Raw genomic sequence first — 12,436 nt, forward strand, 5'->3', positions numbered from 1 at the left:
AAAGGGGACTAACCATGAAAAAAACAGTGAATCTGCGCCTGACGGCAGAACATCCCATTATGAAAAACCATCTTGTTCACGGAGAATCTGTCATGCCCGGTCTGGCCTATATTGATATGCTGTATCAGCTGGCAAAGCAAAGCCTTGATCTTTCATTCCGTTCCATCTGTCTGAAACGGGTGACCATTTATCATCCTTTATCAGTGAAACGGTCAGAGCGGCTTGATGTGAGTGTCATATTCAGTAAAGAAAAGGAGTTCTGGACAGCCGCGATTTGCGGGGCGGATTCCGGGACGGTTTTCTTATCAGCGGAGGTGCATGAAGGAGTCTTCTCATCAGATAGGCGCCTTGACGCAGGGGAGAAAAAACAACAAGCCGCACTTCCATCAGTCTCTTTGCATACGGTTTACGAAGACGCGAGAAGCCGCGGACTGTCGCATGACGGGCTGATGAAGCCGGAGGGAGAGATCTATGCAAATGAAGAGGAATGTTTCCTTGATATTCGGCAGTCTGATTCATGCCAGGAAAATCTCCCCGGCGCTCTCTTTCATCCCGCGCTGATGGACGGTGCCGCCATGGCCTCCGGCGTATTGCAGACAGCTGCAGGCGCCGGTTTGTTTTTACCGATTTATTATGATTCGTTTATTGCCGCTGAGACCGTTACGGAGCGCTGTTACGCGGTGATTTCGAAAAAGTCCGGCACGCCTTCTGAAATGGTGAAAATGGATATTGACTTTTACAACCTCAGCGGTGCGCATATTGCTTCACTGCTCGGCCTGACAGCCAAAAAGGTGCGGACAGACCGGCAGCTGATACCAGGCGTTCAGCAGATGGAGGAAACCTTATACCGCATTTTCTCAACATACGTAGGCCGTCCTGTCACAAGAAATGATGCGCACACCGTGTTTTTTGAATTAGGTCTTGAATCGTCACAGCTTCTGGCCATTATTAAAGACATCGAAGAGGCGTTTGATCTGCGGCTGAATCCGACTCTTTTATTTGAGTGCAGCAGCATATCCGAACTGCTTGAAGACATAAAAACAAAAGGAACAGATGAATCATCCGGCCTTGTCGCGGATGCAGCACCGGTCTCTGAAACGCAATCAGGCAGTCAGACATTTACTTTCTATGAACATGAAGCATTCCTTCAGGATCATCTGGTTTTCGGCAAACCGGCACTGATGGGTGTAGTGTATCCGTGTCTGGTGCTTGAAGCATCCGGAACGTCTCATTCCGGCACGTATCCCGCCGGGCTGAAAGATATCCGTTTTACGGGCGGGCCCGTCACGCTGGAGCCGGGAGAGGCCGCACATGTTGACATTTCATTTGCGGCAGAAAAGAGTGCCGAACGCTTTACCGCAAGCTGCACTGTCTCCGGTAAAGAAAGCCGGAAGACGTGTGCCGAAGGAGAAATAAGCAGAGGTATAGAGGCACCCGTAAAAAAATCATATGACGTTGAACAAATGAAGGCGCATGCACAAAAGGTAGCACCGGATGTCATTTCCCGTCTGTACGATTCGGTTGCCGACTTCACGATAGGCCCGATGCTGAAAACGGTAACGGCGGGATACAAAATGAGTGAGAGCTCCTTTTTATTGCAGCTGGACTTATCAGGAAAAAAAGAAAAAGGCGATCTGCATCACTTTGCATTTGACCCGCTTATATTGAATTCATGTTATATGTCGCTCGGTGAAGAAGAATTGCAGCTGAAAAAGCGGATTCACGTCCCGCTCATGATTGAGAGGCTGACGCTTTACGGACCTGTCATGTCTGATACCGTCTATGTGGTGAATACAATCAAACATAAAAAAGACGGGTTTCTCTCATTTGATGCCGCAGTCCTCAGTCATACCGGGGAACAGCTGGCGGAATTGAAAAACGCGTCTGTGAAAGAAGTGCTTCAGCCAAATCGGCTTGAAAATGCGTCTTTTGCCCCGTCCGGGAATCAAAGCCGTCAGAAAACGAAAGGAAACCCGCTGGATATTGCCATTGTCGGGATTTCCGGCAAGTATCCGCAGGCCGATGATATCGATGCGTTTTGGGAAAATCTCAAACAAGGAAAGGATTGTATTACCGAAATTCCGAAAGAACGCTGGAAATGGGAACATTACTTTTCCGAGGACCGGACGGCGCCGGGAGCGATCTACAGCAAATGGGGCGGATTCATTGACGGGATCGCCGATTTTGATCCTGAGTTCTTTAAGATTTCCCCCCGTGAAGCGGAACACCTTGATCCTCAGGAACGGCTGTTTTTGATGCATGCGTGGATGGCCATGGAGGATGCGGGATATACGAGGACATCGCCTGAACTGGGCCGTCAGGTAGGTGTGTATGCCGGAGTCATGTATCAGGAATACCCGTTATTCGCGGCTGAAGCGGGAGTGAAAGGACGGCATATCGGGCTCCCCGGCGGGATTTCATCCATTGCTAACCGTGTCTCCTATTTTTGCGATTTTCAAGGGCCGAGCATTTCGGTCGATACGATGTGTTCGGGTTCGCTGACTTCATTGTACATGGCGTGCCGGGATCTGCGGGATCATCGGATTCGCGCGGCGCTTGCCGGCGGAGTGAATCTCACCGTTCATCCTAACAAGTACTTCATGCTGAGCCAGGGGCAGTTCATCTCATCTAAAGGACACTGCGGGAGTTTCGGCGCCGGGGGTGACGGCTATATTCCGGCAGAAGGAGTCGGGGTGCTGCTTCTTAAACGTTTAGAAGACGCCGTACAAGACGGAGATCGGATTTACGGCGTCATTAAAGGAGCTGCCATTAATCACGGCGGAAGAGCGAGCGGTTACACCGTACCGAACCCCAAGGCGCAGAGCGAAGTCATTTCTCAAGCTTTACAGGAAGCGGGGGTATCTCCGGGCCAGATCAGCTATGTGGAAGCGCACGGGACAGGGACGAAATTGGGCGATCCGATTGAAATCCGGGCTTTAACCGATGCATTCGGTGATGTTCCTGAAACATGTCTCATCGGGTCTGTCAAATCAAATATCGGACATGGGGAATCGGCAGCAGGCATCGCCGCTGTCACAAAAGTGCTGCTGCAGATGAAGCACAAACAAATCGCCCCATCTTTGCATGCGGATGTTTTAAATCCGAATATCCAATTTGACGAAGGTCCGTTTTCCGTCTGCCGGGAATTAACAGATTGGAAACGGATTGCAGCAGACGGAGCAGAACAGCCGCTCAGGGCGGGGATCAGCAGCTTTGGTGCGGGCGGTTCTAACGCGCATATCATTATTGAAGAATATGAGGCTCCTGTAAAACAAGCAATCAGCAGCCAAGAGCCGGCTGTCATTCTGCTGTCTGCGAAAAATGGGGAGCGTCTGACAGAATATGCGGAGCGCCTTCTTGCTTTTCTTCAAAAGAAGCATACGGATAAGCCGGACTTATTTGATGTCGCATACACTTTACAAGCGGGGCGGGAAGCGATGGATGAGCGGCTGGCTTTCATTGCGGACTCCCTTAAGGAGCTGGAGGACAAGCTCAGATCGTACTTGGAAAATGAAAACGCACCGCATCTTTACAGGGGGCGGGCGAAGCGAAATCATGAGACAGTGGCTGTGTTTGAATCTGATGAAGATTTGCAGGAAGCCATGGGCAAATGGCTGAAAAAGAGAAAGTACGGTCATTTGCTGAACATGTGGGTGCAGGGAGTCGATGTGGACTGGAACTTGTTATATTCGGGACAAAAACCCCGGAGAATCAGCCTTCCCGCCTATCCGTTTGCAAAGGTCAGATGCTGGATTCAAGATGAAGCCGAGGCGGTTTCAAAACGGGATGACGGCAAAACGGTGATCCATTCGCTGCTTCATGAAAACACATCCGATCTGTGGGAGCTGAAATTCACTTCTGTTTTTACCGGACGGGAATTCTTTTTCACTGATCACACAGTCAATGGGGAGAAAGTGCTCCCGGGAGCCGCCGTGATCGAAATGGCCAGGGCGGCCGTTGAGCGTGCCGCATACGCTGTGCCGGACGGACGTAAAGGAATGTATTTAAAAGATCTCATATGGATGAGGCCTGTTGTTCATAAGGGGACGGATGTAGAAGTCCATATCAGCCTTATCCTTAAGGAAAATGAAGACATTGAATTTACGATTTACAGCCTATCGGAAGGACCCGGGGGAGAACGGATTTTATACAGTAAAGGCACCGCGGTATCAGGAGAGATAGCAGCGGTTCCGTCAGTTCACTTAGAGGGCTGGCTGTCCGGGTGCAGCCAATCGGTTATGACGTCTGATGAGGTTTATCAGGCTTTCCGGCATGCGGGTATGATATACGGGCCGAGCCATCAAGGAATTGATCAGCTGATGATCGGAGAGAGGGGCGCTGCAGCCCGGCTGTCGCTGCCGGAAACGGCAGACAGTACCGCCGATCAGTTTGTCATCCACCCGAGTCTTCTAGATGCCGCGTTTCAGGCGTCACTGGGTGCCGGTTCAGATACTGCCGGAGACACTCCGATGCTGCCGTTTTCCCTGAGGCAGGCAGAAATATTTCAGCCGACTCAGAAAACGATGTGGGCGCTTGTCCGCAAACAGAGCGATCGGTCAGATAACGGAGCGCTGACGCTGGATATTGATTTATGTGATGAAAACGGCGCTGTTTGTATGAGATTGACAGGCTTCTCCTGCCGGGCTGTCCGGCAGACAAACCAAACCGAAAGCAAGCGGCAGGAAGTTCAGACAGCGATGCTTGCCCCTGTTTGGGACAAAACTTTCTTTTCTCTGGAAGAAAATCGAGCGGTTGATCAGGAACAATTGCTGATCATCGGAAAGCCGGGACATACCATAAAGGCTGCGGCAAAAATGTGGCCCCGCGCCCATCTGGCGGAGACGCCGGATCATTCAAGCGAGCAAACATTACGTGAATTGACAGCCGGGTATCAGGATATCCGCCATTTCTTATGGATTGCGCCGGATCGTTTCGCACCCGCATCCGTCAGTCAGGAAATGCTTGATGAGCAGGAGAATGGGGTGATTCAATGTTTCCGTTTCATCAAAGCGCTGCTGTCACTCGGGTATGGAAACCGAAACATCAGCTTTACGGCGGTCACCCGGCAGACACAGTCCGTGTATCCGGGTGATCTGCCGCAGCCTGAGCATGCAGGTGTACACGGTTTGATCGGTTCATTGGCAAAAGAATATCCGAACTGGGACATCAGGCTGATTGATACAGAAGAAGGCAGTGATTCGTCTGAGATGAAAAACATCTGGCGCCTTCCTCCAGATCCGGACGGAAATGCTGCTGCGTACCGTAACGGAGCTTGGCACAAGCAAAAAACAGTCCGAGTGCTGACAAGTTCCGCTCCGCGTATGTCGTACAGAGAAGGCGGCGTTTATGCTGTCATCGGCGGAGCGGGCGGCATTGGAGAAGCATGGAGCAAATACATGATCACCCGTTACAAGGCACGAATGATATGGATCGGCAGGCGGCCGAAGGATCAGGAGATTCAGAGCAAAATAGACAGGCTGGCGCTAGCAGGCCCCGCGCCGCATTATATACAGGCTGATGCTCAAGATGCCGCAGCGCTTAAGGCTGCCGTCCGTTCCGTAAGAGAGCAATACGGCAATATAACGGGAGTCATCCATTCCGCGATAACGCTTGCCGACAAAAGTATGGCGAATATGGATGAAGCTTCTTTCAGAAACGCTTTTTCAGCTAAGGTGAATACGAGCGTCCGAATGATCGAAGCTTTTAAGGGAGAACCGCTTGATTTTGTGCTGTTTTTCTCATCCGTTAATTCTTTCACAAAAAATGCCGGGCAAAGCAACTATGCGGCAGGGTGTACATTTCAAGACGCCTTTGCCCGCCATATCGCTTCTTTGCTTGATTGTGAAGTGAAAGTCATGAATTGGGGATATTGGGGCAGTCTGGGCGTTGTATCAGACCCGTCTTACAGAAAACGGATGGAGGCGTCAGGGATCGGTTCTATTGAACCCGATGAAGCAATGGAGGCTCTGGAAGTCTTACTATCAGAACCGTTCAGCCAAGCGGCATTCATTAAAGCTGCTCCGCACGGCTTAGCCGCGCTGACGGATCAAGATGCAATATCGGTTGTATCCGGCCCGAAGCCTTCATTTATGGAAAGCGTCAAGCGGCAAAATCCGGATCGGAATGAACGGCTTGAGACTTTAAAACGAGAAATGGAGTTGCGCATATGAACAGCCTTCTTTGCAAACTGCTCTTTTACCAATTACAGTCAATCGGGTTTTTCAGCGAGCCTGTCACCACAGCTTCAGCATCCATGCGGAGCGCCGGCGTGATCGGCACATACGGCAGATGGCTGGAAGAAAGCCTGAATCTATTAAAAGAAAACGGGTATATCACGTATGACGGATACACGATCACTCTCCTCAGGGATCAGCGCCCGGACGGCCGCACAGTCTGGAATGAGTGGAATGCCCATAAACGCCTGCTTCCCAATGGGGAGCAGGCGCAAGCTGAATTGGCTGAGGCGACGATAAAAGCGATGCCTTCCATTTTAAAAGGGGAACGTCCGGCTACGGATATCGTATTTCCCGATTCATCAATGCGGCTCGTTGAAGGTGTTTATAAGCATAATCCTGTCGCGGATTATTTTAATGAAGTGTTAGCAGATTCCGCGGCCGCTTACTTGAAAGCTTATCTTACAGAACACCCCGATGCCCGCATCAGGCTGATAGAAGTAGGGGCCGGGACGGGCGGAACGAGCGCCATGCTGTTTACAAAACTGAAACCATTCGCAAAACAGATTGCGGAATATTGTTATACGGACGTTTCTAAAGCTTTTTTAATGCATGCCGAACAGGAATACGGACCTGATGTGCCGTATTTGACAACAGCCTTGTTTAATGCGGAGGAGCCTTGCGAATCACAAAATATCAAAACGGGTGTTTACGATATTATCATCGCCGCCAATGTGCTTCACGCCACAAAAAATATCGGTTTGACACTTCGCCGTCTGAAAGCGCTCCTGAAATACAACGGGATGATTCTGATAAACGAAATCAGCGATCGTTCTGTTTTTACCCATTTAACCTTCGGGCTGCTTGACGGGTGGTGGTCCTATGAGGATGCTGAGCTTCGGATTCCGGGAAGTCCCGGCTTATATCCAAAATCGTGGGAGTGTGTGCTGCATTCGGAAGGATACAGAGCGGTTTGTTTCCCTGCTGAAACGGCTCATGATTTAGGTCAGCAGATTATCGCAGCTGAGAGTGACGGACTCGTCCGGATGCAAGGGATCAGAGACGGCAGAAAGCCATACGCCGCCCCGGCCGAAGTTTTCCGAAAGCCCGCACAGCCTGTTTCCCGCAGCCGCGCGCCAGAGGAGCATCAAGCTGTTAAGGCTGATGGGGAATCGGTCGCTTCCCATGTCCGCTCTGTCATCAAAACAAGTATTGCCGATGTATTAAAAATGAAAGAAGAGGATATTCAGGAAGAACTGAATTTCTCTGAATACGGCATTGATTCCATTTTGGCCGTCAATGTGATTAACGAGATTAATAAGCGTTTGAATCTTACACTGCAGACAACGATTTTATTTGATTACTATCATGTGAAACTGCTGACCGGTTATATCTCGGCAGAATACGAAACCATCATAGCCTCGTCTCTGGAGACCGAAAGAGCGAAAATCCGCCCGGCGCTTCAGGAAGAACGGCCTGCTGAAAAACCTCTGCAGACGGAAAGAAAGGAAACCGGTTATCAGAAACCGAAACAAGAACGTATGCCGCCTTCTTTCGCAAAGTCCGATGACTCGGGAATGTTCCGGGTTGTGATTGACCGTCCGGGCGGCATTGAAGATCTGATGATTGCCCGCAGTGAAGTGCCCGAGACAAAAGATGACGAAGTTCAAATAGCCGTCCGCGCCTTTTCTTTAAATTTCGGAGACTTGCTTTGTGTCAGAGGGCTGTACCCGACGATGCCGCCTTATCCGTTCACTCCGGGATTTGAAGCAAGCGGCGTCGTGATCAAGACAGGTAGGCATGTAACATCCGTCATTCCAGGTGATGAAGTGATTGTCGGCATGGGAGAGGAATTTGGATCTCAGGCGAATCTCATCACATGTAAAGAACATCAAGTCTATCATAAACCGGCCCGGCTGACCTTTGAAGAAGCATGCGCTCTTCCCACCGTGGCGGTGACAATGATAGACGCCTTCCGGAAAGCCGGACTTAAAAAAGGCGAAAAAATATTAATTCAGACCGCGACGGGAGGAACGGGGCTGATCGCGGTGCAAATGGCCCGGCATATCGGCGCGGAAATATATGCCACGGCCGGATCACAGAAAAAAATTGAGTATTTGCATTCGCTCGGGGTCCACAATACCATTTGCTATTTAGAAGAAGATTTTGAAACGGAAATCATGCGAATGACCGGCGGCCGTGGAGTGGATGTTGTCATTAATACCCTGGCCGGTGATGCCATGCAAAAAGGGATGAATTGCCTGGCGCCGGGCGGAAGATATATCGAAATTGCCATGACTGCGCTGAAATCCGCTAAATCAGTCGACTTGTCCGTCCTTCATAACAATCAATCGTTTCACAGCGTGGATTTGCGGAAGCTGTCCCTTCAAAATCCGGATCAGGTCAAGGACTATCAATTGGAACTGCAGCGGCTGGCGGAAGAGGGAGTCATTCAGCCTGTCATCTCAAAAATCTTTTCCTTTGAAGACATAAAAGAAGCGTATCACTGTCTGGATGACCGCGGAAATATCGGGAAAATCGTCATCAGCGTTTCTGAGCCGTATCAAATGACGTACCGCCCCGAACAAAAGGATCCGGCCGATACAGTAAAATCAGCAGCTGTGTTACCTGAAAAAGAACCGATCGCGATTATCGGGATGAGCGGGCGGTTTGCTGAATCGGAGAATGTCCATGAGTTTTGGGAACACTTAGCTGCCGGACGGGAGCTGATTAAAAAAGCAGACAGATGGGATGTCTCTGACAGCCAATGCCAGTATGGCAGTTTTATAGAGGACATTGAATGTTTTGACCCCGTTTTCTTTCATATATCGGGACGTGAAGCGACCTATATGGACCCTCAGCAGCGGCTGTTTTTGGAAGAATCATGGAAAGCGCTTGAAGATGCGGGATATGCGGGAGACTCGGTAAGAGGCCGGGAATGCGGCGTGTATGCCGGCTCCTGCGGCGGAGATTACCAGGCCATTTTTAAACAGCAGGGGCCCGCGCAGGCGTTTTGGGGCAATCATAATTCCGTCACTCCGGCAAGGATCGCCTATCACCTTAATTTACAAGGTCCGGCGATCACTGTTGATACAGCATGTTCCAGTTCGCTGACAGCCATTCATTTGGCATGTCAGGGGCTTTGGACGAAAGAAACGGAAATGGCGGTGGCGGGCGGGGTTTTCATTCAATCCACTCCCGCTTTTTATCAGTCGTCAAATAAGGCGAATATGCTGTCACCGACCGGACGCTGCCATACGTTTGATCAAAGCGCGGACGGGTTCGTGCCGGGTGAAGGCGTGGGAGCGGTGGTGCTGAAACGTCTTAGCGACGCCGTTAGTGACGGAGATCATGTGTACGGCGTCATAAAAGGCTCGGCAATGAATCAGGACGGCGCTACAAACGGAATCACCGCTCCAAGCGCGCTATCTCAAGAACGATTGGAACGGCATGTCTATGACACTTTTCACATTGATCCGGAAACCATTCAAATGGTGGAAGCTCACGGAACGGGCACTGCACTGGGCGACCCGATCGAATTCGGCGCCTTAACGCGCGCTTTCCGCCGCTATACGGATAAAAAAGGATATTGCGCCATCGGCTCTGTGAAAACCAATCTCGGACATGCCGCTGCGGCCGCGGGGATGGCCGGACTGTTTAAAATCCTGCTGTCGCTGAAGCATCGGCAGATTCCGGCTTCCCTGCATTTTCACCAAGCCAATCAGCATATTCAATTTGCGGACAGCCCGTTTTTTGTGAATGACAAGCTGATACCGTGGGAACGGAACCCGGATGCACCGCGCAGAGCCGCCATCAGTTCATTCGGATTCAGCGGAACAAATGCCCATCTTGTGATTGAAGAGGCGCCGCAAACCGTGCGCCGGTCACCGGCAAAACCGGCCTGCCTCATTCCTTTATCTGCGCGGACGGAGCGTCAGCTGGAAATTCAGGCAGAACGCCTGCTGGATTCACTCAGCAAGAACAAAGACAGCGATCTGGGAAATATAAGTTATACGCTCCTGCTCGGCAGAAAGCATTTACATCACCGGTTTGCCTGTATCGTAAGCAGTGCGGACGAACTGAAGCGGGTATTATCGGAGTGGCTTGTAAAAAGAGAGCTTCCGGGTGTGTTTGTGTCCAATTTGAAGGATCAGAAGCCGGCAGAAGAAGCCGGAATGAAAACATTCGGAATGGAATGCATTGAACAGTGCCGCTCAGCGGCTTCGCCAGCACAGTACAGAGAAAGCCTGGCACATATCGCTGACCTTTTTTGCAGAGGATATGATCTTCCTTTTACACGGCTTTTTGACGGAGGGAAATATTATAAAACGCCGCTGCCTGCCTACCCATTTTTAAAAGAAAGGTATTGGGCGGCTGATGTAAACAGTTCTTTACCAGGCCAAGCCATGAAAAAGTCTGAAACGCAAACCGTTCTCCCGTCTTCGCCGCAGCCTGAACATGAAGGGCTGATTTCTCTGAGTCCTTTAACTGAGATCGAAATGACAGCGTTTGAACCGGAGACATTGCAAAAACCGATCGTGTTACAGCCTTTGGATTGTTCTGTTTCTGTCCGGCAGCCAGAAAAAGCCGTTTTCGAAGACAATAGAACATTGCTTGAAGAATTGAGGATAAGCCTGGCAGATATTTTATTTTTGTCACCGGAAGATATTGATGCTGATGAGCCTTTCATCGACATGGGGCTTGACTCCATTATCGGGGTTGAATGGATACAAACAGTAAATAAAACGTACCACACTGAGATTACTGCCAATAAGGTGTATGAACACCCGACGCTTGAGGAGCTTGCGGAATATATAGCGGGGCAAATAAAGAAACCCGAGTATGCTGAAGCGGAGGAAACAGCGGTACGTCCGCAAATCCCGGAAGCAGAAACGCCCCTTGCCGGCATCTCTGACGGCACTTTGCGCAAAGAGCTCAAAGAAAGCCTTGCGGACATCCTGTTTCTGAAGCCGGAAGATATTGATGAGAATGAGGCATTCATTGAAATGGGGCTGGATTCTATTATCGGTGTGGAATGGGTTCAGTCCATTAATAAAACCTATCAAGCGTCTATTACGGCAAATCTGGTCTATGAATATCCGACAATCGCAACATTAGCCGGGTATCTGACCGGTTCTGTCCAAAAAGACACCGAGGAAGTACATGAGGAACATACGAAACAAAACGATATATCAGAAGAGACAGATGATCAAGAACCGCCCGAACTGATCTGTCTTAACCCGGGGGGAAAGGGAAGACCGATTTTCTGGTTTCATTCCGCGCTGGGGGCAGTGGAGCTGTACCAGCCTGTTGCCGAACGGACTGGGCGTCCTTTTTACGGAATTCAGGCAAGAGGATGGATGACAGACCGGGAACCGATCCGCGGCATTAAAAACATGGCCGAATATTACGTTAAGCTCATACGTACCGTGCAGCCCCGGGGTCCTTACGATGTAGGCGGCTATTCATTAGGGGGCATGCTCGCTTATGAAGTCACCCGGCAATTGCAGCTGGCTGGAGAAACCGTTGAGTCAATCGTCATGCTCGACTCCTTTGACTCAGCGGGTGCGCGGGAAATCAACATTCCTGATGAATTATTTGATAAAAATATGATGCTGCAGACGGTGAACATGGCTTTATTTGCACCAATCTATCAACATCCGGAACGCATATCTGAAACCTTGATTCATCGTGATGAACTAGATGCCGATCTTCATGAAGACATATTTTTAGAGCAATTAATCGCAAAAGCCAAACAGCGGGGGTTAACGAAGACGGACGCGTTGGTGAAAAATCTGATCAGGCAGAATATAAATGTTCAGGACGCTTACGAAATCACTGATTACGAACTCCTGCCGCTTCCGGATCCGAACGGGGTGACATGCTATTATTTCCGAAATAAAAACGGTATTTTCTTGGGTGAGCTTGATCCGTATTTTACGATCAGGGCTGATATTTTATCCGCTGATTTCGTCAACTACTGGAGCCAGTGGGAAGAGCATATGACAAACATCGCCATCATGGATGTGGCGGTATCCAACCATATGACGTTATTGGCTGAAGACAGCGCAGCCGAAACGATTTCTGAATTTTGCGGCATTTTATATTCGGCTGACGGAATGGCAGAACACAGCTTCCTGCAGCTGCAGGAAAAGATACTGAACGTGCATGGTGAGATGCTGAAGCAGCCCGCCAAAACAAGACCGTAAATTCACATATCCGCCCGCCGGGTTTACTCGTAAGCTTTGGCGGGTCATTTCAAA

General features: G+C 50.1%; 2 protein-coding genes. Both read left to right on the forward strand.

Annotation, left to right across the window (positions count from 1 at the left end):
• Nucleotides 1–14 precede the first annotated feature (14 nt).
• Nucleotides 15–6,170 carry a type I polyketide synthase gene (locus K3G25_RS06475; protein ID WP_154817549.1) on the forward strand — a complete coding sequence of 2,052 codons (6,156 nt, stop codon included), beginning with the start codon at nt 15–17 and terminating at the stop codon, nt 6,168–6,170.
• The gene (locus K3G25_RS06480; protein ID WP_110124241.1) at nt 6,167–12,382 is read left to right on the forward strand and encodes a beta-ketoacyl synthase N-terminal-like domain-containing protein; all 6,216 of its coding nucleotides are present in this window, start codon (nt 6,167–6,169) and stop codon (nt 12,380–12,382) included. Before K3G25_RS06475 ends, K3G25_RS06480 begins: the two co-directional genes overlap by 4 nt.
• Nucleotides 12,383–12,436 lie beyond the last annotated feature (54 nt).

Origin of the sequence: Bacillus sp. FCW2, assembly GCF_021228595.1 — a bacterium.
Taxonomy (GTDB): Bacteria; Bacillota; Bacilli; order Bacillales; family Bacillaceae; genus Bacillus; species Bacillus velezensis.